This window comes from Amaricoccus sp., from assembly GCF_017993425.1.
Classification (GTDB): domain Bacteria; phylum Pseudomonadota; class Alphaproteobacteria; order Rhodobacterales; family Rhodobacteraceae; genus Amaricoccus.
Map to the genome: position 1 here is coordinate 1 of NZ_JAGOMQ010000046.1, position 26638 is coordinate 26638.

The 26638-nt window shown below is 72.7% G+C and carries 23 protein-coding genes and 2 pseudogenes; 18 read left to right on the top strand and 7 right to left on the bottom strand.

Going from position 1 to position 26638, the window contains the following annotated elements; translation table 11 throughout:
• A pseudogene (locus KBB57_RS17075) lies at positions 1–568 on the bottom strand (hypothetical protein); the annotation flags it as partial.
• On the opposite strand from KBB57_RS17075, the gene KBB57_RS17080 reads away from it, so the two are divergent.
• From KBB57_RS17080 to KBB57_RS17125, 10 genes are all read left to right on the top strand, one after another.
• Entirely contained in the window at positions 567–1097 is a 531-nt protein-coding gene (locus KBB57_RS17080) for a DUF721 domain-containing protein (RefSeq protein ID WP_290752775.1), read from the top strand. The pseudogene KBB57_RS17075 and the gene KBB57_RS17080 sit on opposite strands and share 2 nt — an antisense overlap.
• Positions 1098–1721: a DsbA family protein gene (locus tag KBB57_RS17085; RefSeq protein WP_290752778.1), complete on the top strand. Its 624-nt coding sequence runs from the start codon at positions 1098–1100 to the stop codon at positions 1719–1721.
• 79 nt (positions 1722–1800) lie between these two features.
• Positions 1801–2856, top strand: a complete 1056-nt coding sequence (ftsY, locus tag KBB57_RS17090) for a signal recognition particle-docking protein FtsY (RefSeq protein ID WP_290752781.1) — start codon at positions 1801–1803, stop codon at positions 2854–2856.
• Between the two features lie 98 nt (positions 2857–2954).
• Entirely contained in the window at positions 2955–4379 is a 1425-nt protein-coding gene (locus KBB57_RS17095) for a homospermidine synthase (RefSeq protein WP_290752783.1), read from the top strand.
• A 331-nt stretch (positions 4380–4710) separates the two neighbouring features.
• A complete protein-coding gene (gene putA, locus KBB57_RS17100; RefSeq protein ID WP_290752786.1) occupies positions 4711–8349 on the top strand; it encodes a bifunctional proline dehydrogenase/L-glutamate gamma-semialdehyde dehydrogenase PutA in 3639 nt (1212 codons plus the stop codon).
• A 1-nt stretch (position 8350) separates the two neighbouring features.
• Entirely contained in the window at positions 8351–9049 is a 699-nt protein-coding gene (locus KBB57_RS17105; RefSeq protein WP_290752789.1) for a rhomboid family intramembrane serine protease, read from the top strand.
• Positions 9046–9600: a DUF1349 domain-containing protein gene (locus KBB57_RS17110; protein WP_290752792.1), complete on the top strand. Its 555-nt coding sequence runs from the start codon at positions 9046–9048 to the stop codon at positions 9598–9600. Before KBB57_RS17105 ends, KBB57_RS17110 begins: the two co-directional genes overlap by 4 nt.
• A gap of 234 nt (positions 9601–9834) precedes the next feature.
• A complete protein-coding gene (locus tag KBB57_RS17115; RefSeq protein WP_290752793.1) occupies positions 9835–10359 on the top strand; it encodes a hypothetical protein in 525 nt (174 codons plus the stop codon).
• 83 nt (positions 10360–10442) lie between these two features.
• The gene (gene secG / locus KBB57_RS17120; protein ID WP_290752795.1) at positions 10443–11144 is read left to right on the top strand and encodes a preprotein translocase subunit SecG; all 702 of its coding nucleotides are present in this window, start codon (positions 10443–10445) and stop codon (positions 11142–11144) included.
• Positions 11145–11430: 286 nt separating this feature from the next.
• Positions 11431–13038, top strand: coding sequence for an arylsulfatase (locus KBB57_RS17125; RefSeq protein WP_290752798.1), 1608 nt, complete (start codon positions 11431–11433; stop codon positions 13036–13038).
• Between the two features lie 89 nt (positions 13039–13127).
• Here the strand turns inward: KBB57_RS17125 and KBB57_RS17130 are convergent, their stop codons facing one another.
• Together KBB57_RS17130 and KBB57_RS17135 are read right to left on the bottom strand one after the other, a co-directional pair.
• Positions 13128–13346, bottom strand: coding sequence for a DUF1127 domain-containing protein (locus tag KBB57_RS17130; protein ID WP_290752800.1), 219 nt, complete (start codon positions 13344–13346; stop codon positions 13128–13130).
• Between the two features lie 56 nt (positions 13347–13402).
• Positions 13403–13627, bottom strand: coding sequence for a DUF1127 domain-containing protein (locus KBB57_RS17135; protein WP_290752802.1), 225 nt, complete (start codon positions 13625–13627; stop codon positions 13403–13405).
• A gap of 156 nt (positions 13628–13783) precedes the next feature.
• Between KBB57_RS17135 and KBB57_RS17140 the strand changes: the two genes are divergently transcribed.
• Together KBB57_RS17140 and KBB57_RS17145 are read left to right on the top strand one after the other, a co-directional pair.
• The gene (locus KBB57_RS17140) at positions 13784–14476 is read left to right on the top strand and encodes an NnrU family protein (RefSeq protein ID WP_290752805.1); all 693 of its coding nucleotides are present in this window, start codon (positions 13784–13786) and stop codon (positions 14474–14476) included.
• A 104-nt stretch (positions 14477–14580) separates the two neighbouring features.
• Positions 14581–15252, top strand: coding sequence for a response regulator transcription factor (locus tag KBB57_RS17145; RefSeq protein WP_290752808.1), 672 nt, complete (start codon positions 14581–14583; stop codon positions 15250–15252).
• Between the two features lie 177 nt (positions 15253–15429).
• Here KBB57_RS17145 and KBB57_RS17150 read toward each other — a convergent pair whose 3' ends face one another.
• Positions 15430–15738, bottom strand: coding sequence for a hypothetical protein (locus tag KBB57_RS17150; protein ID WP_290752810.1), 309 nt, complete (start codon positions 15736–15738; stop codon positions 15430–15432).
• Positions 15739–16070: 332 nt separating this feature from the next.
• Between KBB57_RS17150 and KBB57_RS17155 the strand changes: the two genes are divergently transcribed.
• The 5 genes from KBB57_RS17155 to KBB57_RS17175 all read left to right on the top strand — a co-directional run bounded on the left by KBB57_RS17155 (position 16071) and on the right by KBB57_RS17175 (position 22343).
• Positions 16071–16859, top strand: coding sequence for a TerC family protein (locus tag KBB57_RS17155; protein ID WP_290752813.1), 789 nt, complete (start codon positions 16071–16073; stop codon positions 16857–16859).
• 101 nt (positions 16860–16960) lie between these two features.
• Positions 16961–18244, top strand: coding sequence for an ATP citrate lyase citrate-binding domain-containing protein (locus KBB57_RS17160; RefSeq protein WP_290752816.1), 1284 nt, complete (start codon positions 16961–16963; stop codon positions 18242–18244).
• Between the two features lie 134 nt (positions 18245–18378).
• The gene (locus KBB57_RS17165; RefSeq protein ID WP_290752818.1) at positions 18379–21090 is read left to right on the top strand and encodes a hypothetical protein; all 2712 of its coding nucleotides are present in this window, start codon (positions 18379–18381) and stop codon (positions 21088–21090) included.
• A 60-nt stretch (positions 21091–21150) separates the two neighbouring features.
• Positions 21151–21951 carry a TerC family protein gene (locus KBB57_RS17170; RefSeq protein ID WP_290752821.1) on the top strand — a complete coding sequence of 267 codons (801 nt, stop codon included), beginning with the start codon at positions 21151–21153 and terminating at the stop codon, positions 21949–21951.
• A 56-nt stretch (positions 21952–22007) separates the two neighbouring features.
• Positions 22008–22343, top strand: coding sequence for an acyl-CoA thioesterase (locus KBB57_RS17175; RefSeq protein ID WP_290752833.1), 336 nt, complete (start codon positions 22008–22010; stop codon positions 22341–22343).
• Between the two features lie 153 nt (positions 22344–22496).
• On the opposite strand, the gene KBB57_RS17180 is transcribed toward KBB57_RS17175, so the two are convergent.
• From KBB57_RS17180 to KBB57_RS17190, 3 genes are all read right to left on the bottom strand, one after another.
• The gene (locus tag KBB57_RS17180) at positions 22497–23543 is read right to left on the bottom strand and encodes an ABC transporter substrate-binding protein (RefSeq protein ID WP_290752824.1); all 1047 of its coding nucleotides are present in this window, start codon (positions 23541–23543) and stop codon (positions 22497–22499) included.
• Positions 23544–23829: 286 nt separating this feature from the next.
• On the bottom strand, positions 23830–24801 hold the full coding sequence (locus KBB57_RS17185; RefSeq protein WP_290752827.1) for a tripartite tricarboxylate transporter substrate binding protein: 972 nt from the start codon (positions 24799–24801) through the stop codon (positions 23830–23832).
• Between the two features lie 121 nt (positions 24802–24922).
• On the bottom strand, positions 24923–26302 hold the full coding sequence (locus KBB57_RS17190) for a sensor histidine kinase (protein ID WP_290752830.1): 1380 nt from the start codon (positions 26300–26302) through the stop codon (positions 24923–24925).
• 155 nt (positions 26303–26457) lie between these two features.
• Here KBB57_RS17190 and KBB57_RS17195 point away from each other — a divergent pair.
• Positions 26458–26638, top strand: a pseudogene (locus KBB57_RS17195) (tripartite tricarboxylate transporter substrate binding protein); the annotation flags it as partial.

Below are 26638 nucleotides of genomic sequence, written 5' to 3' on the forward strand. Positions count from 1 at the left end.
GGAGGGTGGCGGCGAGGGCGCGCAGCTGCGGTTTGGCGGCGGGGAGCGGGGTCTCGACGGCGAAGAGCCGGGCCATGACGCGCTCGACGTTGCCGTCGACCACGGTGGCGGGGCGCTCGAAGGCGATCGCGGCCACGGCGGCGGCGGTGTAGGGGCCGACGCCGGGGAGGGCGGCCAGGGCCTCTCCTGTGGTGGGGAAGCGGCCGCCGGCGGCGGCGACGGCGCGGGCGCAGGCGAGGAGGTTGCGGGCGCGGGCGTAGTAGCCGAGGCCCGCCCAGGCGGCCATCACCTCGGCGTCGGCGGCGGCGGCGAGGTCCTCGACCCGCGGCCAGCGTGTGGTGAAGGCGGCGAAGTAGCCCTTGACCGCCTCGACGCCGGTCTGCTGCAGCATCACCTCGGAGAGCCAGACGCGGTAGGGATCGGGCCGCTCCGCCGCGCCCGGCGGGGTGCGCCAAGGCAGGCGGCGGGCGAAGCGGTCGTACCAGGCGAGGAGGACGGCCGGGTCGGGCGTGGACGCGGGCGGGGGTGCCGCACTAGGCTCGTCGGCCTCGGGGAGAGGGATTCGCATGGCCGGGGATGCTGGCGCAGGACGCGCCGATGGCAAGGGCCGTAGCGCGCGGGGCTTCCGCCGCGCCGGCGTGCTGATCGAGCCGCAGACCCGGGCCGCGAGCGCGAGGCGCGGCTTCGCCGAGGCGCGGCTGAAGGCGCTCTGGCGCGACATCGTCGGCCCGGAGGTCGCCGCGGTGGCGCAGCCGCTGAAGCTCGCCGCCGCGCGCGGGCCGGCCGGGGGGCTCTTGACGCTGGCGATCTCCGGGGCGCACGGGCCGCAGGCGCAGATGCTTGCGCCGCTGATCCGCGAGCGGGTCAACGCGGCGCTCGGGCCCGGCGCGGTCGGGCGCATCCAGTTCCGCCAGGCCGCGGGCTTCGCCGAGCCGGCGGAGCCGTTCCGCAGCGCTCCCGTGGCGCGCCCCGTGGACATGGCGGCGGTGGCCGAGCCGCTCTCGCGGATTGGTGATCCGGGCCTCCGCGCGGCGTTGGAGACATTGGCCCGGAATGTGCTATCCCGCTCCGCGCAGCTCACGCCGAAGGAAGACTGAATGGCCGACGCCCCCGCCCTCACCCGCCGCGCGCTGATCGCCGCCGCCGGCCTCGCCGCCGCGCTCGCCGCGGCGCCGCTCCACGCGCAGGAGAAGCGCGAGGTCGTGGAGATGGCGATGGGCTCGCCGGACGCGCCGGTGACGATGATCGAGTACGCCTCGTTCACCTGCCCGCACTGCGCCGCCTTCGCGCTCGAGGTCATGCCGCAGCTGAAGGCGCAGTACGTCGACACCGGCAAGGTGCGGCTGGTCTATCGCGAGGTCTATTTCGACCGGCCCGGGCTCTGGGCCTCGATGATCGCGCGCTGCGCCGGCGAGGACCGCTACTTCGGCGTGGCCGAGCTTCTGTTCAAGAACCAGCAGAGCTGGGCCCATGCCGCCGACGCGCAGGGGGTGCTCAATGGGCTCTTCGCCATCGGCCGGCAGGCCGGGATGATCGACGGCGAGATGCAGGCCTGCATGCAGGACGGCGAGTTCGCGCAGGCGCTGGTGACCTGGTTCCAGGGCAACGCCACCGCCGACAAGATCGACGCCACGCCCACCTTCGTGCTGGATGGCGAGAAGGTGACCAACATGCCCTGGCCGGAGATGCAGGCGAAGATCGAGGAGAAGCTCGCGAGCTGACGCCCGGCGCGTCCCGCCGGCGTTTGCATCCGCCGGGGCGGCGCCTTACGGGAGGCGGCGCGGCGGCAGGAGCGAGGCCATGGCGTTCTTCCAGAAGCTCAAGGAGCGGCTGTTCAAGTCCTCGTCCAAGATCGACGAGGGCGTCGATGCGCTGCTCGACGCAGGCCCTGCCACGCCGGCTCCCGCTTCTCCTGCCCCCGTCCCGTCCGATCCAGCTCCCGCTGCGCCTGCGGCCGAGCCGGAGGCGGAGAAGCCGGGGCTGGTGTCGCGGCTCTTCGGCGGCGAGAGGGCGGCGGACCGGACGCGGGTGCTCGACGACGCCATGCTCGAGAGCCTCGAGGAGCTGCTGATCGCGGCCGACATGGGCGTCGACACCTCGCTGAAGCTGGCCGCGCGCATGGCCGAGGGGCGGTTCGGCCGCCGGCTCGGGGCGCGCGAGATCAAGGAGGCGCTGGCCGCCGAGATCGCCGCAGTGCTGGAGCCGGTGGCGCGACCGATGCCGATCTATCCGAAGCGGCCGCAGGTGGTGCTGGTCGTCGGCGTCAACGGCTCCGGCAAGACCACGACCATCGGCAAGCTGGCGAGCCAGTTCAAGGCGGCGGGCAAGCAGGTCGTCATCGCCGCCGGCGACACCTTCCGCGCCGCCGCCGTCGAGCAGCTCCAGATCTGGGGCGCGCGGGCCGGGGTGCCGGTGATGACCGCCGCGCCGGGCTCCGACCCGGCGAGCCTCGCCTTCGACGCGATGGCGCGGGCCGAGTCGGAGGGGGCCGACCTCCTGCTGATCGACACCGCCGGGCGGCTGCAGAACCGCGACGACCTCATGGCCGAGCTCGCCAAGATCGTCCGGGTCATCCGCAAGCGCGACCCGGAGGCGCCGCACAACACGCTCCTCGTGCTCGACGCGACCACCGGGCAGAACGCGCTCAGCCAGGTGGAGATATTCCAGCGCATCGCCGACGTCTCGGGCCTCGTGATGACCAAGCTTGACGGCACCGCCAAGGGCGGCGTCCTCGTGGCGCTGGCGGACCGTTTCGGGCTGCCGATCCATGCGATCGGCGTCGGCGAGGCGATCGACGACCTCGCCGCCTTCGATCCGCAGGACTTCGCCGCCGCGCTGACCGGCCTCGACGCCTGAGGCGGCCCGGGGACGGGCGCCGGGGCTTTACGGCGGGGGACGGGTTTGGCATGGGCTTGGGGGGCGCCCGACCCGGGCGCGGTCAGGAGGGGCGCGGCATGGCGGAGAGCTATCCGATCCACGGCCGGATCGACGGGCCGGTCGTCATCGTGGGCTTCGGCTCGATCGGGCGGGGGACGCTGCCGCTGATCGAGCGGCATTTCGACTATGACCGCGACGACATCCATGTGATCGAGCCCTCGGGCGAGCATGCGGACCTCCTTGCCAGGCGGGGGGTGCGGCACATTCCCGTGGCGCTGACCCCGGACAACTTCCGCGACGTGCTCGATCCGCTCTTCGCCTGCGGCAAGGGGTTCTGCGTCAACCTCTCGGTCGATGTCGGCTCGCTCGACATGATGATCTACTGCCGCGAGAAGGGCGTGCTCTACGTCGACACGGTGGTGGAGCCGTGGAAGGGCTTCTACTTCGACCTGGGCGTCGGGCCGGAGGCGCGGACCAACTACGCGCTGCGCGAGGCGGTGAAGGCCGAGGCGCGGGCCAATCCGGGCGGGACCACGGCGGTGAGCTGCTGCGGGGCCAATCCGGGGATGGTGTCGTGGCTGCTGAAGGAGGCGTTGCTGAAGCTCGCCGCGGACATCGGCCGGGCCGCCGTGGCGCCGGCGGATCGCGACGGCTGGGCGCGGCTGATGCAGCGGCTCAGGGTGCGGGGCGTGCATATCGCCGAGCGCGACACCCAGGTGGCGCGGACGCCGCGGCCGCGGGGGACCTTCGTCAACACCTGGTCGGTCGAGGGCTTCATCGCCGAGAGCTTCCAGCCGGCCGAGCTCGGCTGGGGGAGCCACGAGCGGAGCTTCCCGGCCGGCGGGCGGCGCCATGCGGCGGGGTGTCGGGCCGGCATCTTCCTCGACACGCCGGGGATCGTCACCCAGGTGCGAACCTGGACGCCGGCGGCGGGACCGCAGATCGGCTACCTCGTCACCCACAACGAGGCGATCTCGATCGCGGACTACTATACGGTGGGATCGGGGGACGCGCCGGAGTTCCGGCCGACCTGCCACTACGCCTATCACCCCTGCGACGACGCCATGCTGTCGCTCCACGAGACGCTGGGGACCGGGGTGGAGCAGGAGAAGGCGGTGGTGCTCGACGAGCACGACATCGCCTCGGGGGAGGACTGCCTCGGGGTGCTGCTCTACGGCCATGCGAGGAACGCGCTTTGGTACGGCTCGCGGCTGACCATCGAGCGGGCGCGGGAGCTGGCGCCGTCGCAGAACGCCACCGGGTTGCAGGTGACGAGCGCCGTGCTGGCCGGGATGGTCTGGGCGCTGGAGAACCCGGAAGCCGGCATCGTCGAGACCGACGAGATGGACCACGTCCGGTGCCTGGAGATCATGCGGCCCTATCTCGGCGCCGTCGAGGGGACCTACACCAGCTGGAATCCGCTGAAGACGCGCTGGCCACAGCTGGGGGGGCCGGAGGATCCGGCCGACCCGTGGCAGTTCGTCAACGTGCTGGCGCGGTGAATGTCCCACAGTGTGACGTAGGTCAACTGGCTGAGATATCTGTATAAAAATATTTATCCACAGGATATCCACAGGCTGCCGTCGCGCCGGGGCGGGGGCGTTCCGGCGATCGATGGCGCCGCCTTTGCGCCGGGCGCGTTCTCCCGACCGCTGAAGCGCGGGACCCCTGCGCGCCGGGGCGCGCGGTTCCCGCCGCCAGGGGCGAAGCGGGAAGAAGGGCGCAGAAGGGGCGTCGGGGCGGCGGAAGCTGTGCGAGGACGTCGTGCGATTGCCGGGCCGGCCGGCGGCCGCGCCCTTGCGCGGACGGGGGCGGCGGAGGATAACCGCGTTCATGCCGACCGACATCGCCCCGCGCGCCGACGCCGAGCCTGATCCTGCCGCCGCCGCGGGGGCTGACGCCCGGGCGGCCATCCGGGCGCTGACCTATGCCGACGAGGCGGGGCTCGTGCGCGAGCTGGTGGCGGGGACGCGGCTCGATCCCGCGGCGCGGGCGGAGATCGCTGCGGCGGCGACGCGGCTGGTCGAGCAGGTGCGGGAGAGGTCGTCGCCGACGGTGATGGAGGCGTTCCTCGCCGAATACGGGCTCTCGACCGACGAGGGCGTCGGGCTGATGTGCCTCGCCGAGGCGCTGCTGCGGGTGCCCGACGCGCAGACCATCGACGAGCTGATCGCCGACAAGATCGAGCCGTCGAACTGGGGGGCGCATCTCGGGCGCTCGACGTCGAGCCTCGTCAACGCCGCGACCTGGGGGCTGATGCTGACCGGGCGCGTGCTCGACGACAGCCCCGGCCCGGCGGCGCTCCTGCGCTCGGCGATGCGGCGGCTCGGCGAGCCGGTGGTGCGCAACGCCGTCGGCCAGGCGATGAAGCTGATGGGTCGGCAGTTCGTGCTCGGCGAGACGATCGGCGCGGCGATGGACCGGGCCCGCACGCTGGAGGCGCGCGGCTATTCCTATTCCTACGACATGCTCGGAGAGGCGGCCCGCACGGAGGCCGACGCCGAGCGCTACGCCGCCGCCTATGCCGACGCCATCGCCGCCATCGCCGCCCGGGCGACCGGGGACGTGCGCAGCTCGCCGGGGATCTCGGTGAAGCTCTCGGCGCTGCATCCGCGCTACGAGTGGTCGCATCGGGCCTCGGTGATGGCGGAGCTTGTGCCGCGGGCGCTGGCGCTGGCGCGGGCGGCGGCGCGGGCGCGGATCGGCTTCAACATCGACGCCGAGGAGGCGGAGCGGCTCGACCTGTCGCTCGACGTGATCGAGGCGCTGTTCTCGGACCCGCTGCTCGACGACTGGCAGGGGTTCGGCGTCGTGGTGCAGGCCTACGGCCGGCGGGCCGGGGCGGTGATCGACCGGCTGGCGGCGCTCGCCGAGGCGCGGGACCGGCGGATGATGGTGCGCCTCGTCAAGGGCGCCTACTGGGACAGCGAGGTCAAGGGCGCGCAGGAGAAGGGCCTGCCGGGGTTCCCGGTCTTCACCCGCAAGCCCTCGACGGACGTGAGCTACATCGCCAATGCGCGCAAGCTGCTCGACGCGCGCGGCTGGCTCTATCCCCAGTTCGCCACCCACAACGCCCATACCGTGGCGGCGGTGCTGGCGATGGCCGGCGGCGACCGGGACGGGTTCGAGTTCCAGCGCCTGCACGGGATGGGCGAGGCGCTGCACGAGATCGTGCGGGCCGGGGAGGGCACGCGCTGCCGCATCTATGCGCCGGTGGGGGCGCATCGCGACCTGCTCGCCTATCTGGTGCGGCGGCTGCTGGAGAACGGCGCGAACTCGTCCTTCGTCAACCAGATCGTCGACAAGTCGCTGCCGGCCTCGGCGATCGCCGCCGATCCGATCGCCGAGGTCGAGGGCTGGGGCGGGGCGGTCGCCAACCCGGGGATCGCGCCGCCGGCGGCGCTCTATGCGCCGCGGGAGAACGCCGCGGGGTGGAACGTCAACGAGCCGGCCTCGGTGGCCGGGCTGATCGCGGCGCGGGAGGCATGGCGGGCGCATCGCTGGACGGCGGGGCCCTGCCTGCCCCGCCCCGCCCCGGGCGCGGCGCCGCGGCCGGTGGTGAACCCCGCCGACCCGGAGGAGGTGGTCGGCGAGGTGCGCGAGGCAACGATCGCCGAGGTGGCGGCGGCGCTGGCCGCGGCGCGCGACGGCTTTCCCGGCTGGGCGGCGACGCCGGCGGCGGAGCGGGCGGCCTGCCTGCGGCGGGCGGCGGATCTCTACGAGGCGAATGCGGCGGAGCTGACGGCGCTCGCGACGCGCGAGGCGGGCAAGACGCTGGCCGATTCCATCGCCGAGCTGCGCGAGGCGGTGGACTTCCTGCGCTACTACGCCGACGCGGCGGAGGCCGCCGGGGGCGAGGGGCGCGGGGTGATCGTGGCGATCTCGCCGTGGAACTTCCCGCTGGCGATCTTCACCGGGCAGGTGGCGGCCTGTCTCGGGGCGGGGAACGTCGTGGTGGCGAAGCCCGCCGAGCAGACGCCGCTGATCGCGGCGCGCGCCGTGGCGCTGCTGCACGAGGCTGGCGTCCCGCGCGACGCGCTCCTGCTGCTGCCCGGCGACGGGCCGGGGGTGGGCGCGCCGCTGACCGCGGCGCCGGGGATCGCCGGCGTGGTGTTCACCGGCTCGACCGAGGTGGCGCAGGCGATCCACCGGGCGCTCGCCGCCAACGCCGCGCCGGACGCGGTGCTGGTCGCCGAGACCGGCGGGCTCAACGCCATGGTGGTCGATTCGACCGCGCTGACCGAGCAGGTGGTGCGCGACGTGCTCGCCTCTGCGTTCCAGTCGGCCGGGCAGCGCTGCTCGGCGCTGCGGCTCCTCTATGTGCAGGAGGAGGCGAAGGGCCGGGTGATGGAGATGCTCGAGGGCGCGATGGAGACGCTGCGCCTCGGCGACCCCTGGGATCCGGCGACGGACGTGGGTCCGGTGATCGACGGGGAGGCGGAGGCGGGGATCTCGGCCTACGTCGAGGCGCGGGGCGACCGGGTGGTCAAGGCGCTGGCGGCGCCGGGGCCGGGGCGGTTCGTGGCGCCGGCGGTGATCGAGGTGGGCGGCATCGCCGATCTGGAGCGCGAGGTGTTCGGGCCGGTGCTGCATGTGGCGCCGTTCCGGGCGGACGGGCTCGACGCGGTGGTCGATGCGATCAACGCGCGGGGCTACGGGCTGACCTTCGGGCTGCACAGCCGGATCGACGACCGGGTGGAGCGGGTGACCGCGCGGCTCGCCGTCGGCAACATGTACGTGAACCGCAACCAGATCGGGGCGATCGTCGGCTCGCAGCCCTTCGGGGGCGAGGGGCTGTCGGGGACCGGGCCGAAGGCGGGCGGGCCGTTCTACCTGCCGCGGCTGCAGCGGCGGGCGGAGGCGGCGGCGGAGGTCGGGCCGGGCGGGCCGGACGTGGAGGTCGCGGGCCTGTTCGAGAGGCTCGACGCCGCCGGCTGGGCCGCGCGCGGGGACCGGATCGCGGCGCTGCGGCGGCTGGCGGGCGGCGAAGCGGCGCTGGAGGCGGCGGCGCGGCTGCCGCAGGGGCCGGTCGACCTGCCGGGGCCGACGGGGGAGAGCAACCGGCTGAGTCTGCATCCGCGCGGGCGGGCGCTCTGCCTCGGCGCGGGCGCGGCGGCGGCGCGGGCGCAGGCGGTGCAGGCGCTCGCCGCGGGGAATGCGGTCGTCGTGGTGGCCGAGGGCGCGGTGGCGGCGCTCGCGCCCTTCGTGGCGGCGGGGCTGCCGGTCGTGGCGCGGGACGGGCGCGTGGCGCCGGGGGCGCTGACGGGGATCGCCGGGCTCGGGCTGGTGGCGGCGCGGGGGCCGGAGGGTTGGCTGCGGGAGCTGCGCGGGGCGCTGGCGGCGCGGCCGGGCGCGATCGTGGCGCTGGAGACGGCGCTGATCGCGCCGGAGCGCTATGTCGTCGAGCGGCATCTCTGCATCGACACGACGGCGGCGGGCGGCAATGCGAGCCTGCTGGCGGAGAGCGCCTGAGGTGGACGAGGAGCGCGACGCGTATCGGCCGCCGCCGGGAGAGCTGCTGGCGCTCGTGGGCGTGCTCGCGCTGATCGAGATCGTGCTGGAGCTGTCGGACCGCGGGCTGATTGCGCGGGGGCTGCGCGGGCAGGTCTTCGCGGTCGGGGCGTTCTGGGCGCCGTTCCTGCACGGGGCGCGGCCGTTCTTCGAGGCGCAGCCGGCGACGATGTTCGTGAGCCACGCCTTCCTGCACGGCGGCTTCCTGCACATGGCGATGAACTCCGTCGTGCTGCTCGGGCTCGGGCGGCTGGCGGCGGACATCTACGGGCGGGGGGTGATCCTGCCGGTGTTCCTGTTCGGCGCGGTGGCGGGCGGGGCGGCGTTCGGGCTCCTGTCGGCGAGCCCCTATCCCATGGTGGGGGCGTCGGGGGCGATCTTCGCCTTCGTGGGGGTCTGGGTGGTCGGCGACTGGCGGCGGCTCCGGGCCGCGGGGCGGCCGGTGCGGCCGGTGCTGTCGCGGGTGTTCGGGTTCGTGCTCCTCAACGCGATCTTCTTCGTGGCGCTGTCGGGGATGCTGGCGTGGGAGGCGCATCTCGGCGGCTTCCTCGCCGGGCTGGTCGCGGGGACGCTGCTGGAGGCGCGGCGGGAGCGGCGGACGGCGGCGCGGCTCGCGGCGGCGCGGGCCGAGGCGCGGGCGCGGCGGGAGCCGCGGGGGTGAGCTGGCTGAACGAGCCGCCGGAGTGGCGCGAGGCGGCGGGGGCGCTCTCCGTCGTCACCGGCGACCGGACGGATTTCTGGCGCGAGACGCATTACGGCTTCGTCCGCGACGACGGGCATTTCCGCGGCGCGGCGGCGGCGGGGGACGTGGTGGCGACGGTGGGGTTTCGCGGCGACTACGCGACCCTCTACGACCAGGCCGGGCTGATGCTGCGGCGGGATGCGCGCAACTGGATCAAGGCGGGGATCGAGTTCGTCGGCGGGCGGCGGATGCTGAGCGTGGTGGTCACCCGCGAGCAGTCGGACTGGTCGACGACGCCCTGCCTGGTCGAGGACGACTGGCTGCGGCTCAGGATGACGCGGATCGGCGGGGCCGTGCATGTCCACTGGGCCGGCGCGACGGGGGCGTTCCGGATGCTGCGGCTAGCGCCCTTCCCGCAAGGGCCGGCGGCGGTCGGGCCGATGTGCTGCTCGCCGCAGCGCGCGGGCTTCCGCGCCGAGTTCCGCGACCTCACGCTCGAGGCCCCCGAGGGCGCGCCAGAGGAGGGCTGAGGGCGGGCTTGCTCCGGTCGTCAACCTTCGTGAACACCGAGTTACCGCTGGACGGATAATGTAATGATTCAAGCTGGTTGAGCAGAATTTCACGCGCGCAACCGACGTGCTTTCGCGGCAAGGACCGGCCCGGCGGACCTGCCTCGGGCCGCGAGGGCGATGCGCGAGACGCTTGATCGGGGCCGGGCGACTGCGCATGGTCGCACCGGGATCGCCGGAAGGACGGAGCGCGGCATGGAACTCGATTCGGGCGAGGCGACGGGCCCCGGCTGGCGGCGGATCTTCGACGGGGTCGTCGCGGGTCTGATGATCCTCGCCGCCTTCGTGGCCATCGGCGCGAGCGACGTCTCCTTCGCCGCGTCGCAGCCCTACTGGCTGGGGCTCGCCGTCGCCTACGGCGTCGCGTCGGCGGCGATCGAGTGGGTGCATCGGCGCGGCGACTTCAGCCTCGGGCGGCTGGCGCCGCGCTGGGCGCTGCACTGGCTCGGCGTGCTCGCGGCGCTGGAGGCGGTCTTCGTGTTCATCGACGCGGGCCGCTTCGCCGGGGCCGGGGTGGGGCTCATGAACGGGGCGATCCTTGCGCTCGGGACCTTCCTCGCCGGGGTCCACGGCAACTGGCGGCTGGTGGTGGTCGGGATCGCCGTGGGGATCGCGGCGATGCTGGTGGCGCTGGTCGAGCAGTACATCTGGCTGCTGCTCGGGCTCGGGATCCTCGCGGTCGCGGTGGTGGTCGCGGTGGCGCATCTGCGGCGGGGCTGACGGGCCGCGGCGCTTCCGCCATCGACAAACCCCGCTCGGGCCGGTAATGAGCCGCCGGTCACCGGAAAGGCTCCCGCGTCGCGATGCAGACAGTCGTCCTCACCATCCATCTCCTGCTCGCGCTGGCGCTCATCGCGGTCGTGCTGCTGCAACGCTCCGAGGGCGGCGGCCTCGGCATGGGCGGCGGGGGCGGCGTCATGTCGGGCCGCGCCGCGGCGACGGCGCTCTCCAAGGTGACCTGGATCATCGGCTCGGCCTTCGTGGTGACGAGCCTCGTGCTGACCGTGATCGCCGCGCGCGAGGCCGGCGGCTCGTCGGTGCTCGACCGGCTCGGGATCGGCACGGCCCCGGCCGAGGCCCCGGCGGGGACGACGCCCGACCTCGGCGACGACCTGCTGCCGCCGGGGATCGCCGACGCCCCCGCGACGCCGCCGGCGGCCGACGCTCCGGCCACGCCGCCCGCGCCCGCGGCGCCCGCCGCAGAGGCCCCGGCGACGCCGGCCCCGGCGACGGACGCTCCCGCGACGCCGTCGGCGACGGAGACGACCGCGCCCGCGGAGCCTGCGGCTCCTGCGGCGGAGGCCCCTGCGACCGAGGCTCCCGCCACGCCCCCGGCGACCGAGACGACCGCGCCGGCGGCTCCTGCGGCTGAGGCCCCCGCGACGGAGGCGTCGCCCGCGGCGGAGACGACCGCCCCCGCCGCTCCGGCGGACGCTCCCGCGACGGAGGCTCCGACTGCGCGGCCGGCGACCGGGACCGCGCCGGCCGCGCCGTCGTCGAACTGAGGCGGACGGCCCTCGCCCGCAACGCGGACGGGGGCCTGCGCGCGGCGTTTTGCAACCATATCGAGGACTGCATCGGGCACGTCCTCGCCTCCGGCGCGCTGCCGGGATTAGCGGGGCCCGCCCAGGGGCCCGGCCCCCCTGTCCGGCGGGTCGCCGTGGCCTATTTCGGCCGGATACGGCACGATCGCTTTGCCTGGCGAAGGCGGAGAGAATCGGAAAAATCGCCGAATCTCGTGGCGTCACGAGCAGCGCCGTCCCGTCACGGCGGGCATTCAGGGAGGAGACCATGCTGAAACCCCTCGGCCTCGCGGCCCTCCTCGCCGCCTCGGCGGCGGGCGGCGCGCTGGCGCAGGACGCCCCGGCGCCGCAGACGCAGAAACCCAACATCCTCGTGATCTTCGGCGACGATATCGGCCAGTCGAACGTGTCGGCCTACAGCGAGGGCATGGTCGGCTACCGCACGCCGAACATCGACCGGATCGCCGCCGAGGGCATGAAGTTCACCGACTACTACGCCGAGAACAGCTGCACCGCCGGCCGCTCCTCCTTCATCACCGGCCAGACCCCGAAGCGCACCGGCCTTTCCAAGGTCGGCGCCCCCGGCGCCAGCGTCGGCCTGCAGGACCGCGACATCACCATCGCCCAGGCGCTGAAGCCGCTCGGCTACGCCACCGGCCAGTTCGGCAAGAACCACCTCGGCGACAAGGACGAATACCTGCCGACGAACCACGGCTTCGACGAGTTCTTCGGCAACCTCTACCACCTCAACGCCGAGGAGGAGCCCGAGCGGCCCTACTTCCCGCAGGACCCGAACGACCCCTACGCGAAGAACTTCTCGCCGCGCGGGGTCATCAAGTCCTCCGCCGACGGCCAGATCGAGGATTCGGGCCCGCTGACCGCCAAGCGCATGGAGACGATCGACGACGAGACCACCGCCGCCGCCATCGACTTCATGAAGCGCCAGCACGACGCCGGCACGCCCTTCTTCACCTGGATGAACACCACCCACATGCACGCCTTCACCCACGTCCCCGAGGACAAGGACGGCGTCAGCGGCATGCCCGGAAACACCTACGCCGACGGCATGGTGATCCATGACGGCCATGTCGGCGAGCTCCTGAAGGCGCTGGACGACATGGGCATCGCCGACGACACCATCGTCGTCTACACCACCGACAACGGGCCCAATTACTTCTCCTGGCCCGACGCCGCCGTCTCGCCCTTCCGCTCGGAGAAGGACACCAACTGGGAGGGCGCCTTCCGTGTGCCGGCGATGGTGCGCTGGCCCGGGCATATCGAGGCGGGCAGCGTCTCGAACGAGATCTTCTCCGGCCTCGACTGGTTCCCGACGCTCGTCGCCGCCGCCGGCGACGACGCCATCGTCGACGAACTGAAGCAAGGCAAGCAGATCGGCGACAAGTCCTTCAAGGTCCACCTCGACGGCTACAACCAGCTTCCCTACGTGACCGGCCAGGCCGACAAGGGCGCGCGCGAGGATTTCTACTATTTCAACGACGACGGCGAGCTCGTCGCCATGCGCTTCGGGAACTGGAAGGCGGTCTTCTGCGAGCAGCGCACCGGCGGCGGCTTCCAGGTCTGGCAGGACCCCTTCACCTGTCTGCGCGTGCCGAAGATCTTCAACCTCCGCATGGACCCCTACGAGCGCGCCGACCTCTATTCCGACCAGTACAACGACTGGCTGTTCAAGAACGCCTACCTGACCGGGATCGCGACGATGAAGGCCTCGGCCTTCATGGAGAGCTTCATCGAATGGCCGCCGAGCCAGCTTCCGGCAAGCTTCTCGATCGACGACGTGGCGGCCGACGTGAACGCCCAGATCGATCGGCTGCTGAAGCAGGGCGACACCGCCGGGAGCGCGCCGGCGAACCAGTGAGGGCGCGAGCGCGCCCCGCGTTCCGCCCCGGCGGAACGCGCCATGGGGGAGACGGCTTCCGGCGCGGGTCGGGCCCGCGCCTGCGGGCGTCAGATGCCGGCGGCGCCGCGGGCGATCTCGCGGATGTTGGCGCGGTGGACGCCGAGATCGGCGAGCTCGCGGTCGGTCAGGACGTCCAGCTCGTCACGCAGCGCGACATAGGCGCGGTGCTCGGCGAAGGCGCGGGCGAGGCGGGCGAGAAGGCGCTCGCCGCGGGAGAAGAGGCCGGCGACGGGGTTGGCGTCGTGGTGGGCGATGGCGGTGGCCATGGTTCGGTCTTCCTGTGTTCGGCGCGTCGCCGGATGCGACGCGAAGGCGCGGCGGTTCAGCGGGCGTAGGCCTCGCGGCGGGCGACCTCGCCCAGGTCGGCGGTGTCGAGGCCGAGATCGCGCAGCGTCCGGGGCGAGAGGCCGCGCAGCTCGGCGAGCGTGCGGCGATAGGCCCGATGCTGGTTCCAGGCGGTGCGGACGCGGTCGAGAACCGTGTCGAGGCCCGCCTCGAGAGCGGATGCGCGCGACCGGCCGTGCGTCGGAGCGTAAGCTGTCGTCATGGTCGGCATCCTTGGTTAGAACTGCGGGACCATCTGTCCCGCGTCGCAAAGGTGCGCCTTGATGCTGCGCTGCACAACGCCCTGTTTGCGCGAGCCCGCCATGCGTTTCGCGCAAGGCTCGGGCGGGCGGCGGCGGGCGTTCGGCGGGGCGGTCTCGTGAGCTGGGCGCCGTTCGGGCTGGCGCTCGCGGCGTTCGTCGCGTCGCATTTCCTGCCGGGGGCGACGGGGTTCCGGGAGGCGGCGATCGCGCGGGTCGGGCGGCGGGGCTATTTCGCCGCCTATGGGGCGCTGTCGCTGGTGTTGCTCGGCTGGCTGGTGGTGGCGGCGGCGGCGGCGCCGTTCGTGGAGCTGTGGCCGGCGGCGGGGTGGCAGCGCTGGGCGCCGAACCTTGCGGCGCCGGTCGCCTTCGTGCTCGCGGCCTGCGGGGTCGGGGCGGCGCAGCCGTTCACGCTGGGCGGGCGGCGGGGGGCGCGGTTCGACCCGGCGGATCCGGGGATCGCGGCGGTGGCGCGGCATCCGCTGCTGCTGGCGCTGGCGCTCTGGGCGGGCGGGCATCTGGTCGCGAACGGGGACCTGGCGCATGTGGCGCTGTTCGGGGGGTTCCTCGCCATGGCGGCGGCGGCGATGCGGGCGGGGGATGCGCGGGCGGTGGCGGCGTTGCCGGAGGGGGAGCGGGCGGCGTTCCTGCGGGAGACGGCGGCGGTCGTGTCGGTCGCCCCGTTCGGGGACGCGGGCTGGCGGCGGCGGAACCTGCGGCGGCTGGCGCCGCGGGCGGCGGCGGGGGTTCTGCTCTGGCTGGGGGCGCTGGCGCTGCATCCGGCGGTGATCGGGGTGTCGCCGCTGCCGTAGCAGAACCTGGGGCGCGCGGCCGGCGCCGCGGGCCGTGGCGCTTTCCTCGCGGCGCAGGGCGGGATAGAGTTCCGGCAGGCTCGGGGACGCGGGCGGGAGGGAGGATGCGGCTGCTTCTGGTGGAAGACACCGAGGACGTGGCGGAGGCGATCGTCGCCTCGTTCCAGCGGCGGGGCGACGCGATCGACAGCGTCGGCACCGTCGAGGACGCCCGGGACACGCTGGCGGTCAACGACTACGACGTGGTGATCCTCGACATCAACCTGCCGGACGGGCCGGGGACGGAGGTGCTGCGCGACCTGCGGCGGCAGCGGCGGGCGACGCCGGTGCTGATGCTGACGGCGAGGATGGCGGTCCAGGACCGGGTCGACGCGCTCGACATCGGCGCGGACGACTACCTGGTGAAGCCCTTCGACCTGCGGGAGCTGCTGGCGCGGGTGCGGGCGCTCGGGCGGCGGGCGGGGCCGGACCGGGCGGGCGTGATCGAGCTCGGCCGGCTGGCGCTCGACCCGGCCGGGCAGGTCGCCTCGTGCGACGGCGAGCCGATCGCGCTGACCCGGCGGGAGTTCAGCCTGCTCGAGGCGCTGATGGCGAACCGGACCCGGATCATGCCGAAGGAGCGGCTGTTCGAGCGGATGTTCTCGATGGACGAGGAGGAGGTCGGGCTGAACGCGATCGAGACCTACGTCGCGCGGCTGCGGAAGAAGCTCGAGGGCTCGGGCGTGGCGATCCGCACGCTGCGGGGGCTCGGCTATCAGCTGGTGCGGGTGGACTGAGCGCGCGTGTTCACGCGTGAAAATTAGGCAAGCCATTGATATTGCTGAATCCGGTGCTGTGGGCTGGAGCGGCCTTTCTCACGACGGGTGGGGCCGAAGCCCCGCCGGAAGCAGGTCGCGACGATGACGCCAGACGGATTTGACCCGCGGCAAATCCGTCCGCGCTCGCCGGGGCGCTCACGGACGGATTGCGCGCTCCCGCAGAAATCTGCGCCCCTGACGGCTTCCGCGCGCAACCGCGCTCCAGCCGTCGGCGCGGCGAAAGCCGTGCTTTCGCTTGTCGCGCCGGGCCTCGCGGGCAAGCCCGCTTCGGTCGCTCGCGGCTCCGCGGATCCGACAGGGCAGGCGTCGTGCAGTGTGGCGCGGCCAAGCGTCCGCGATGCTGTCGGACAAATCCGAGCAGATGCGAGCGGGCGGCATCTCGATCATGTTTGTTTGCGCGCAAATATAATTCGAAATATTTTGAATATAAACGGTGAAAATCATTGCACAGTCATCAGCGCCGCATTTCGCATCGCCGTTCGACTTACTTCGGGCTTGCGCCCTCCCTGCCCGAACCGTTCCGCGTCGAGCAGGTTGACATGCGCATGTCAACCTGCGGAAGGCGTCGCGAGGCGAGGCGTCGCCGCTGGTCGACCTTTGCCGCGTCCTACGTGTAGTGTGGCGGCCTGCGGGCAGCCGCGGGGCGCGGGGCGCGGGGGCGCCAGCGTAGCGACAGGTTCGTCGGCTCTGTGCCGGTCCGGGAAGGCGCGTCCGCGCCCGATTCCCCGTGCCGGCCCGAGAGGCGGCGCGCCAAGGAAGGAGCCGAGGAGCCGCCGATGACCGAATTCTTCGCCACCCATTTCGCCTTCATCACGACGCCCGAGGGATGGGCCGCCATGGTGACGCTGGTCGCCATGGAGGTGGTCCTCGGCATCGACAACCTGATCTTCATCTCGATCCTGACCAACAAGCTGCCGCGCGAGCATCGCGAGCGGGCGCGCCGGCTCGGGATCGGGGCGGCGCTGATCATGCGGCTGATCCTGCTCGCCACCATCGCCTGGATCGTCGGGATGACGACGCCGGTGTTCTCGGCCTTCGGCCATGACTTTTCCTGGCGCGACCTGATCCTCGTCGCCGGCGGGCTCTTCCTCGTCTGGAAGGCGACCAAGGAGATCCACCACACCGTCGACCCGGCCGAGCACAAGGAGGACACGGTCGGCAAGGCGGTGAGCACGACGCTCGGCGGCGCGATCTTCCAGATCCTGCTCCTCGACCTCGTGTTCTCGGTCGATTCGATCATCACGGCGGTCGGCATGACCGATCATCTGGCGATCATGTACATCGCGGTGGTCGTCGCGATCACGGTGATGCTGGTCGCGGCCACCCCGCTCGCGAACTTCATCGAGCGCAATCCGACGATCGTCATGCTGGCGCTCGGGTTCCTGATGATGATCGGCACGACGCTGATCGCCGACGGTTTCGGGTTCCATGTGCCCAAGGGCTACATCTACGCCGCCATGGGCTTCTCGGCGCTGGTCGAGGGGCTGAACATGCTGGCCCGGCGGCGGTCGGGCCGGGCCGCCGCGCCGCACGATGCGGCCGCCGAGACCGGCGAGACCCGCTGAGCGCGCGCCGGGGCCCGGCGACGGGCCCCGGCGACAGACTGCCGACAGCTTGCCGGGCGATGGTCGCGGCGACGAACGAACCAAGGGATGGAAACCAGCTCATGCAACTCAACGGCCTGCTCCACGGCGCGCGGCTCCTCGGCCATGTCGACTTTCCGACCTCGGAGGTCCTGGGGCCGGACGCGAGCGAGGACCAGATCCAGGGGCTGATCGACCGGCACGGGCTGATCTTCATCAAGCCGGTGTTCCGCGGCGGCGTCGGCAAGAAGGGCAAGGCGGGGCTCGTCGGCAAGGCGCGCACGCTGAAGGAGGCGCTGGCCGAGAAGGAGCGGCTCTACTTCTGCGAGCACCGGCACGGCAACGCCTATGCGAAGTCCAACGGGGTGACGTTCGAGGCCGGGGTGCCGGCCGAGCACGAGGTCTATTTCTCGATCACCGACAACACGAGCTTCCGGGCGCCGACGATGACGCTGACCCACCGGGGCGGCATGGACATCGAGGAGCTGCCGAAGTCGGACGTGGCGATCGTGCCCTTCGAGGCGCTGACCGGGCTCAAGGCCTTCGTCGTCGCCAACGCGCTGACCGATATCGGGGCGCCGAAGGAGATCATCTCGCCGCTGGTGCAGCACCTGCCGAAGCTCTGGGAGCTCGTCCACCACTACGGGATGACGACGATGGAGCTGAACCCGATCCGGATGATGCCGGTGAAGGGCGGGCGGCTGACGCCGGTGGCCTGCGACTTCAAGTGCGGCTTCGACCGGGACGATCCGCGCGTCTCGCGGCTGGGGCTGCCGGACCAGCTCTTTGCGGCGGACGTGACGGCCTTCGAGCAGGAGGTGAACCAGCTCCGCACCCACCAGGGGCAGTCGGACGTCTTCGTGATCAACGACAAGGGGACGATCCTCGCGCCGACCTTCGGGGGCGGGGCGAACAGCCTCGTGACCGAGGTGCTGGGGGAGGCGGCGATCATCTCGTCGGACTTCGGGGGCAACCCGCCCTACGAGAAGATGAAGGCGGTGGCCTCGATCTGCTACCGGCACTTCCTGAAGCAGACCAACGTGCTCTTCATCATCGGCGGCAAGTCGAACAACACCGACATCCTCGAGACCTTCCGCGGCATGGGCGACGCGCTGCGCGAGCATTTCGCCGCCCATGGCCCGACGCCGCTCTACGTGGTCGTCGGGCGGGGCGGGCCGAACCTGGTGCGGGGGATGGGCAACCTCGCCGAGACGCTGGAGAGCCTCGGGCTGCCCTACCGGTTCTTCGGCTTCGACAGCGCGATCTCGGAGGTGGTGAACTACGCCAAGCGGGTGGACGAGTGGATGCGGGCCGGCGGGCGCGCGGAGATCGCGGCGAGCCTCGGGCTCAAGGCGGCGGCGGCCTGAGGCCGGCCAACACGCGTGTCAGCCACGGCTAACACACGTGTTAGCCACATCAAATACCTGATTTCACTAGATAATCGCTGTGCGTTAACCTCGGGTTCATGAAGGTCGACGCGCGAGCGCAGGGGAGAGGACGCATGTTCCACCAAGGCATCCAGGGGATACCCTACTATCTCGGCATCCGCTCGCTGGCGGAGATCGCCACGGCGGAGGACCGGGTCTGCGTGCTGAACATCGCCGGCGGCGAGAGCCGGCAGGTGACGCCGACCAGCCACGCCTTCTCGGGCGGCAACGTGGTCTTCGGCACCTCGCCGGGCCGGTCCGGCACGGTGCTGAAGACCCCGATCGGCGACATCCCCGTCTACAACAACGTGCGCGAGGGGCTCGAGGCTGGGCACCGCTTCAACACCGGCGTGGTCTACCTGCCGCCCTCCGGCGTGCGCGACGGCGTGGCGGAGCTGATCCGGGTGAACCCGGAGCTCCGGAAGATCGTCATCATCACCGAGAAGATCGCGGTGCATGACGCTCGCGAGATCCGGGCGATGGCGCAGGCGAACGGGGTCGACATCATCGGGGGCAACTGCCTCGGGGTGGCGGATTCGTGGAACCGGGTGCGGATCGGCGGGGCGCTGGGCGGGGATCATCCCGAGGAGAGCCTGATCAAGGGGTCGGTGGCGATCTTCTCGAACTCGGGCGGGTTCACCACGACGATCGCGCAGTATCTCGGGACGGCCGGGTGGGGGACGACGACGCTCGTGTCGAGCGGCAAGGACCTCTACATCCACTACGCCTGCCCGGACTTCGCCCACGCCTTCGCGGCGGACGACCGCTCGAAGGCGGCGGTGCTCTATGCCGAGCCGGGCGGGTACTACGAGCACGGGATCGCGTGGACGAAGCCGGTGGTCGCCTGCGTGGTCGGGCGCTGGAAGTCGAAGCTGACCCGGGCCGTGGGGCACGCGGGCGCGATGGCGGGGTCGGGCGACAAGGCGGAGGACAAGGAACGCTGGTTCATGGAGGCGTTCGGGGTCGATTCGATCTTCACCCCGGACAATCCGGTCGTGTCGGCCAAGGGCGCGGTGGTGACCAACATCGCCGACATCCCGGCGGCGCTGACCGCGGTGATGCGGCTCAACGGCGCGGAGCCGGACTTCGCGCCGCGGGGCGACCTGGCGCTGAAGCCCTGGGTGGCGAACGACCAGGGGCTGAAGCTGCCGGCGGACATCGCGCTGCCGGTGGTGACGGCGCCCGAGCCCTATGACGGACAGATCGCGGCGCTCGGCCGGCAGATCGGGTCCGTGGTGGCGCGGCAGAACATGAAGGACAAGTCGGGCGCCAGCGTCATGGATCCGAAGACCCAGGTGACGAGCGTGCATGGCCACGAGGTGCTCGACCTGGCGCTGCTGCCGCTGGAGGCCTGCTTCGCGCTGCCGCTGGTGCATGAGATCGCCAGCGAGAACGACCGGGTGATGCTCGACGTCGCCGTGGCGGCCGAGGTCAACCTCGTCGGCGACCCGATCCTGATCGCCGCCGACGCCGCCCGCGACGCCGGCAACGCCCCGAACGCGGTGATGGCGACGGCCGCCGCGATCACCGGCCCGAAGCGGGTCGAGCGCGTGCTCGCCTGCACGCGGGCGCTGATCGACCTCTTCGCCCATTCGGGCCTGCGGCGCGCCCGCGACGTGGAGTTCGACGTCTCCCATATCGCGATGGACGCCCAGACGCGGGCGCTGTTCATGGCGACGCCGGAGGAGGCGGACGATCCGCGGCCCGAGGCGATGCTGGCCGCGATCGAGGCGCGCGGCGGCAAGTCGGCGTTCCTGAACTTCCTGAAGGCCCAGGGCGGCCGGCTGTCGCGCGACGCGATCCTCGCGGCGATCGCGACGACGATCGCCTGGGGGCCGCTGATGCGCAAGCGGATCACCCGGCTGACGGCGGAGACGCTGCCCTGGTATCTGCGGCTCTACGGGGTGATGGTCGGGGCGACGATCCCCGGCGAGCACCACAAGTCCGGCTCGCTCTACGGCATCAGCCGGGAGGACCGGTTCGGCAAGTGGACGATGGCGGACCTGTGCTTCCTCGCCATGACGGGGAAGAAGCCGACGCCGGAGGAGGCGCTGCCGCTGCAGATCCTGATCGGGCTGCTGATCTCCAACGGGCCGGGCGCGATCTCGGCGCAGGGGGCGAAGGGGGCGGTGTCGGCCGACGGGCCGCAGACGCCGGGCCGGGTGCAGATCAACAAGGCCATGGTCGGCTTCCTGACCCATACCGGCTACAGCCACGGCGGCAACGGCTTCGAGGGGATGGCCTTCCTGCTCGACCAGTTCAAGGACAAGGGGCTGACCGATCCGTCGGACCCGAACCACGGCATCGACCTGAAGGCGATGGCGACGGAGTTCGCCAAGGCCTACCGGCGCGAGAAGAAGGCGTCGAAGGAGGTGGGCGCGGAGCTGCGGGCGCTGCCGGGCGTGCATCACCCGATCTTCAAGGGCAAGCCCGTCAACGTCGACCCGCGCGAGCGGTTCGTGGCCGAGTACATGGCGAAGGCGGGGCGCTACAACGTCTTCCACGCCTTCTACCGCGAGCTGGTGCTGGCGCTGCACGAGCAGGGGGCGAGCCCCTACGTGTTCTGCGTCAACGTCGACGCGGTGATCGCGGCGCTGCTGCTGGCGCTGCTGTGGCCGGATTACAAGGCGGGGCGGCTCTCGGAGCGGGACCTGGAGACGGCGGCGTTTACGGTGTTCCTCTACGGGCGCATGATCGGCGCCGCCGCGGAGATCGACGACCACCTCAACCGCGGCCGCAACATGGACACACGGACGCCGGCCTCGGCCTGCGGCTTCGTCGTCTGACCCGATTGTCCTCCGCCGGCCCCGCCGGTGGAGGTCGCCCCCTGCTTGGACCGCCTGCACATGTTCGAGTCCCTGACCAGCCTCTTCACCCTGACCATCCTCGAGGTCGTGCTCAGCATCGACAACCTCGTCGTCATCGCGGTGCTCGTCGGCAAGCTGCCGAAGGAGCAGCAGGCGGCGGCGCGCTACGCCGGTATGACGCTGGCGCTGCTGCCGCGGCTCATCCTGCTGCTCTTCATCGGCTGGATCATCGGGTTGACCGAGCCGCTGGTGACGGTGTTCGGCCACGACATCTCCGGCAAGGACATGATCCTCGCGCTGGGCGGGCTCTTCCTGATCTACAAGGCGACGATGGAGATCCATGCGAGCCTCGAGGGCGAGGAGGGCGAGGCGAGCGCGAAGGTGCTGGCGAGCTTCACCGCCGTGGTGGTGCAGATCGCGCTGATCAACCTGGTGTTCTCGATCGACTCGATCGTCACCGCCGTCGGCATGGCCAACGAGATCTGGGTGATGGCGGTGGCGGTGATCCTCTCGATGATCGTGCTGATGGTCGCCTCCGGCCCGGTGGCGGATTTCGTCGAGGCGCATCCGACCGTGAAGGTGCTGGCGCTCGGCTTCCTGATCATGATCGGCATGGCGCTGGTCGCCGACAGCCTCGGCGGGCACGTGCCGAAGGGCTACATCTACACCGCGATGATCTTCTCGATCTTCATCGAGGTCGTCAACATGATCGGCCGCAAGAAGCGGGCGCGGAACCCGGTCCACCTGCGCAATCCGTACGGTGAGGAGACCGAGGAGTCCGGCGACGAGCGCCGGGCTCTGGAGGAGGCCGGCATGAGCCCGGAGAGGCACGTGCAGTGACGGAGGACGCGGGCGAGACGCCCCCCGGGGGGCAGCCGGTCATCCGCACCATCGCCATGCCGGCGGACACCAACCCCGCCGGCGACATCTTCGGCGGCTGGCTGATGAGCCAGATGGACCTCGCCGCCGGCAACCTCGCGGCGCTGACCGCGCGGGGCCGGGCGGCGACGGTGGCGGTGGACGGGATGCGCTTCCACCTGCCGGTGAAGGTGGGCGACGAGGTCTCGCTCTTCGCGACGCTGACGAAGCGGGGGCGGACCTCGATGCACATCCACGTCACCGCCTGGCGGCGCAGCCGCCACGAGGCGCCGAGCCAGAAGGTGACCAGCGCGACCTTCGTCTTCGTGGCCCTCGACGAGGCCGGCGGGCCGAGGCTGCTGCCGGAGGCGTAGGCGGAGGCGCGGCGAGCAGGGCCGGGATCCCCCCGCTGCACGACACGAAGGCGTGCCCTCACGCCCCTCGGCGTCGACCGGCGGGAGCCGTCCCGAGGCGAGACCTCGCCGCCGAGGCTCCTCTCGTCCTGCGCCATGGTTGCGGCGGCGGGCTCACGGCATGGGGGCGAAGGTGGCGCGCCAGCGGTCGAGGAAGCCGGCGCGCTTCTGCTGGTCGAGGCCGAGGAGGAGCGTCGCGGAGAGCGCGATCGGGCGGTAGCGCGCGCCGCCCGTGTCGGCCTCCTCGCCGAGCAGGTGCTGGCCGGCGAGCGCGGCGCGGCCGGCGTCGGAGAGCATGAAGTCGACGAGGAGGCCGGCCGCGGTCGGGTTGGCGGCGCCCTTCGGGATCATCGCGCCGCGGGCGAGCACCAGCGTGTAGTCCTCGGGCGCGACGATGGCGAGGCGCGGGTCGTCCTCGGCGGCGTCGCGGGCGTAGGAGCCGAGCACGTTGTAGGCGATGAGGTATCGCCCCTCGGCCACGCCGGCGATGATCTCGGCCGAGCAGCAGGTGGCGACCGCGCCGGTGCGGGCGAAGGCCTCGATCAGGCTGCCGAAGGTGGTGGCCTGCTGCGAGTCGAGGAAGGCGAAGAGGTAGCCGACCCCGGAATTCTCGATGTCGTAGGTGGCGACGCGGCCCTCGTAGCGGTCGCCGGCGCGGCGCAGCAGGTCGACGAGGTCGAAGCGCGAGCGCGGCGCCTCGTCCGGCGGGACGAGGTCGCGGTTGTAGACGATCACCGCCGGCTCGCGCGTGACGCCGAAGAGCTCGTCGCGCCAGTTGGCCTCGGGCGGCAGCGCGGCGGTGGCGAGCGACCAGTGCGGCTGGGCGCAGCCGTCGTTGACGAGGCGGACGAGCTGGTCGACCGCCGAGCTCATCAGGAGGTCGCCGGAGGGGCGTCCCTCCCGGCAGGAAGCGGCGGCGTCGGCGTAGATCTCGTTGGTGTTCCAGACCTCCAGCACGACGCGCAGGCCGGGCGCGGTCTCGACGAAGGCCTCGAGCACCGGGGCGAAGGAGGCGACGTCGGTCGCCGCGCGGATGCGCAGCTCGTCCTGCGCGTAGGAGGGGCCGAAGGTCGCGATCGCCTCGGGCTCGGCCGCCCGCGCCGCGGCGGCGAGGCCGAGGACGAGGGCAAGGGCGAGGGGCGTGGGGCGCGCGGCCGGCATGGGCTTCCTCCTGCCGGCGGATGCTAGCGCCTCCCGCCGTCCGCCGCCACGGGCGAGGACCGGCGGGAGGCGGGGCGATCGCATTCGGCCAGGCGAGGAGCAGCAGCGGGCAGGCCTCGCCGCGACGGCGCCCGCGACGCTTGCTTGTTTGCGCCCGTCGTCGCGCCTTGACGCCGACGGGCCGCATACGCCGGCGCCGGATGCGCTCTCCCTTCCGGCGGGGGCGGCGGGGGGAGAGGCGCGGCCCGGGAGCCGCCCGGCGTGCGGACGGCTCCGGTCGCGGCGCCTACTGGGCGAGGCCGAGCTCGACGAGGATGTCGCGGATGCGCGGCTGCTCGGTCTCGAGGAAGCTCGCGAACTCGGCCGCGTCGAGGTGCATGTCGACCCAGCCGCGCTCGGCGGAGAGCTTCTTCCAGGCCTCGGAGGCGACGAGCGTGTCGATGGCGCCGTCGAGCTCGGCGAGCGCCTCGGGGGCGACGTCCTTCTTGGTCATCACGCCGCGCCAGTTGACCAGCTCGACGTCGTAGCCCTGCTCGCGGAAGGTGGGGACGTCGAAGCCCGCCACCCGCTCGGGGGCGGAGACGGCGAGGGCGCGCAGCTCGCCGGTGGAGAGGAGGCCGGCGAACTCGTTGAGGCCACCGGTCGCCACGGTGATGTGGCCGCCGAGGACCTGGGCGAGCATCTCGCCGCCGGCGCCGGCGACGATGTAGTTCATGTTCTTCACGTCGCCGCCGAAGGCCTTGACCGTCATCGCCGAGAGCAGGTGGTCGGGGCTGCCGAGGGCGAAGCCGCCCCAGCTGACCGAGCCCGGGTCGGCCTCGTACATCGCCTTGAGGTCGTCGAGCGACTTGATCGGGCTCGAGGCGGCGACGACGAGCGGCTGGTACTCGCCGGTCAGGCGGGCGAGGGGGGTCACCTGGTCGAGGCTGACGGGCGAGTCGTTGACCTCGATCGCGCCGATCATGCCGAGGCCGGCGACCAGCATCTTCGAGCCGGAGGCCGGGCTGTTGATGAACTGGGCGAGGCCGATGGTGCCGCCGGCGCCGGGCACGTTGATGACCTGGACGTTCGAGGCGAGGGCGGATTCGTCGAGCGTGGCCTGCAGCGCGCGGGCGAGCTGGTCGTAGCCGCCGCCGGGGCCGGCCGGGGCGATGATCTCGACCGCGCCGATCTCGGCGTGGGACGGGGCGGCGAGGGCCGCGCCGAGGGCGGCGGCGAGGAGGCCGCGGCGGAGCATGGCGGGAATGGCGGGGTGCATGGGCGTCTTCCTTCCGGTTTGTCGCGGGCGCGGAGACTCGTCGGCAGATGGGCCGCGTCCCTTGTCGCCCGGCCTGCCGGGGAACCTTGGGAGGCGAAGCTGGCGCCAGTCTGGCTTGGGCTCAGCGGGGGCGGGGGGCGGCGGGCAGGACGAGGGCCGCCTCGAACTGGCCCGCGGGGTCGCGGCCGAGGCGGAGCGCGCCGCGGTGGGCGGCGGCGACGGCGGCGACGATGGCGAGGCCGATGCCGGCGCTCTGCGGGGTCACCGCGGCGGTGCGGTCGAAGCGCTGGCCGGCGTTCTGCCAGAGCGCCTCCGGCATCCCGGGCCCGCCGTCGCGCACGGCGAGGACGACCGAGCCGCCCTCGGCGCGGACGGCGAGGACGACCGGCGGCGCGCCGTGGCGGAGGGCGTTGAGCGCGAGGTTCTTGCCGGCCTCGACGAGCGAGAGCGCGTCGCCGCGGCAGGGGGCCGGGTCCTCGGGCAGGTCGAGCCGGAGGTCGTCGTCGCCGGCCTCGATCTCCTCGACGACGCGGATCGCCACGGCGCGCAGGTCGACGACGGCGTGCGGCGCGGCGTCGGCGCGGTGGATGATCAGCGCGTGGTTGAGGAGCTGGTCGGTCAGCCGGCTGAGGCCGACGGCGCGGTCGTGGATGCGGCCGACGATGGCGCGCTGGCGCCCGGGCTCCGGCTCGTCGGCGGCGAGCTCGGCCTGGGCGCGGAGCGCCGCGACGGGCGTGCGCAGCTGGTGGGAGGCGTCGGCGATCAGGTTGCGCATGATGTCGAACTGCCGGGCCTGGCGGGCCATGAAGCGGTTGATCGTGGCGACGAGCGCGGCGATCTCGCGCGGCACGGCGACGTTGAGGGGGGTGAGGTCGCGCGGCTCGCGGACGGCGAGGCCGGCCTCGATGCGGCGGAGCGGCGCGAGCGCCGAGCGGATCGCGAAGGCGGCGAGCCCGGCCATCAGCAGGCCGACGAGCGCCACGCCGAGGAGCGCGCTGCGGGTGATCTCGCGGGCGAGCGCGTCGCGGGCGCGGGTGGTCTGGCCGACGATGACCTCGACGGCGCCGGCGAGGTCGCGCTCGGCGAAGGTGCGGCTCACCCGGATGAGCCGGACCGGCTCGCCGGCGAACTCGCCGGCGCCGAAGCGGCCCTCGGGCCGGGGCGCCCCCGGATAGCCGGTGACGAGGCGGCCCTCGGGGTCGAGCACGGCATAGAGGATGCGGTCCTCGGGCGCGAGCGCCAGCAGGTCGAAGGCCGAGGCGGGCATGTCGACGACGACAGCGCCGCCGCGGATCGTCACCGAGCCGGCGATCTGGTCGGCGGCGCCGATCAGCAGCCGGTCGTAGGCCTGCTGCGCCGCCTGCCGGCCGTAGCCGAGGGCGGCGACCGCGACGGCGCCGCCGCCGACGAGCAGGATGAGCGCCGCGGCGAGCGCGAGGCGCAGCGCCAGCGAGGCGGTCTGGCCGCCGCCGCCCACCGTCCCCGGGGTCTCCTCCGCCACGTCCCGCTCCTCCGCCCGCGCCGCGGGCGAGCATAGCCGCGACCGGGGGAGGGCGCATCCCGGTCGTCAGGCAGGCGACAGCTTCGCGTGTTGAAGCGCCGGGAACAGCAACCGGCGCACGCTCCCGTGCCCCGCGCCAACCCGGAGGAAAACCCATGATGAAGCGACTGGCCCTTGCGGCGCTGCTTCTCGCCGCCGCCCCCGCCGTCGCGGCGGACTACACGATCCTTGCGCCGGCGGCTCCGGGCGGGGGCTGGGACCAGACGGCGCGGACGATGCAGACGCTGATGCAGAAGGAAGGCATCTCCGGCAACGTGCAGGTGACCAACGTCCCCG

What these genes read in the sequence shown, in the direction of transcription:
- KBB57_RS17080 (WP_290752775.1), top strand. Translation starts at nt 567, where the DNA reads ATGGCCGGGGATGCTGGCGCAGGACGCGCCGATGGCAAGGGCCGTAGC.
- KBB57_RS17085 (WP_290752778.1), top strand. Translation starts at nt 1,098, where the DNA reads ATGGCCGACGCCCCCGCCCTCACCCGCCGCGCGCTGATCGCCGCCGCC.
- ftsY (WP_290752781.1), top strand. Translation starts at nt 1,801, where the DNA reads ATGGCGTTCTTCCAGAAGCTCAAGGAGCGGCTGTTCAAGTCCTCGTCC.
- KBB57_RS17095 (WP_290752783.1), top strand. Translation starts at nt 2,955, where the DNA reads ATGGCGGAGAGCTATCCGATCCACGGCCGGATCGACGGGCCGGTCGTC.
- putA (WP_290752786.1), top strand. Translation starts at nt 4,711, where the DNA reads ATGCCGACCGACATCGCCCCGCGCGCCGACGCCGAGCCTGATCCTGCC.
- KBB57_RS17115 (WP_290752793.1), top strand. Translation starts at nt 9,835, where the DNA reads ATGGAACTCGATTCGGGCGAGGCGACGGGCCCCGGCTGGCGGCGGATC.
- secG (WP_290752795.1), top strand. Translation starts at nt 10,443, where the DNA reads ATGCAGACAGTCGTCCTCACCATCCATCTCCTGCTCGCGCTGGCGCTC.
- KBB57_RS17125 (WP_290752798.1), top strand. Translation starts at nt 11,431, where the DNA reads ATGCTGAAACCCCTCGGCCTCGCGGCCCTCCTCGCCGCCTCGGCGGCG.
- KBB57_RS17130 (WP_290752800.1), bottom strand. Translation starts at nt 13,346, where the DNA reads ATGGCCACCGCCATCGCCCACCACGACGCCAACCCCGTCGCCGGCCTC.
- KBB57_RS17135 (WP_290752802.1), bottom strand. Translation starts at nt 13,627, where the DNA reads ATGACGACAGCTTACGCTCCGACGCACGGCCGGTCGCGCGCATCCGCT.
- KBB57_RS17145 (WP_290752808.1), top strand. Translation starts at nt 14,581, where the DNA reads ATGCGGCTGCTTCTGGTGGAAGACACCGAGGACGTGGCGGAGGCGATC.
- KBB57_RS17150 (WP_290752810.1), bottom strand. Translation starts at nt 15,738, where the DNA reads ATGATTTTCACCGTTTATATTCAAAATATTTCGAATTATATTTGCGCG.
- KBB57_RS17155 (WP_290752813.1), top strand. Translation starts at nt 16,071, where the DNA reads ATGACCGAATTCTTCGCCACCCATTTCGCCTTCATCACGACGCCCGAG.
- KBB57_RS17160 (WP_290752816.1), top strand. Translation starts at nt 16,961, where the DNA reads ATGCAACTCAACGGCCTGCTCCACGGCGCGCGGCTCCTCGGCCATGTC.
- KBB57_RS17165 (WP_290752818.1), top strand. Translation starts at nt 18,379, where the DNA reads ATGTTCCACCAAGGCATCCAGGGGATACCCTACTATCTCGGCATCCGC.
- KBB57_RS17170 (WP_290752821.1), top strand. Translation starts at nt 21,151, where the DNA reads ATGTTCGAGTCCCTGACCAGCCTCTTCACCCTGACCATCCTCGAGGTC.
- KBB57_RS17175 (WP_290752833.1), top strand. Translation starts at nt 22,008, where the DNA reads ATGCCGGCGGACACCAACCCCGCCGGCGACATCTTCGGCGGCTGGCTG.
- KBB57_RS17180 (WP_290752824.1), bottom strand. Translation starts at nt 23,543, where the DNA reads ATGCCGGCCGCGCGCCCCACGCCCCTCGCCCTTGCCCTCGTCCTCGGC.
- KBB57_RS17185 (WP_290752827.1), bottom strand. Translation starts at nt 24,801, where the DNA reads ATGCACCCCGCCATTCCCGCCATGCTCCGCCGCGGCCTCCTCGCCGCC.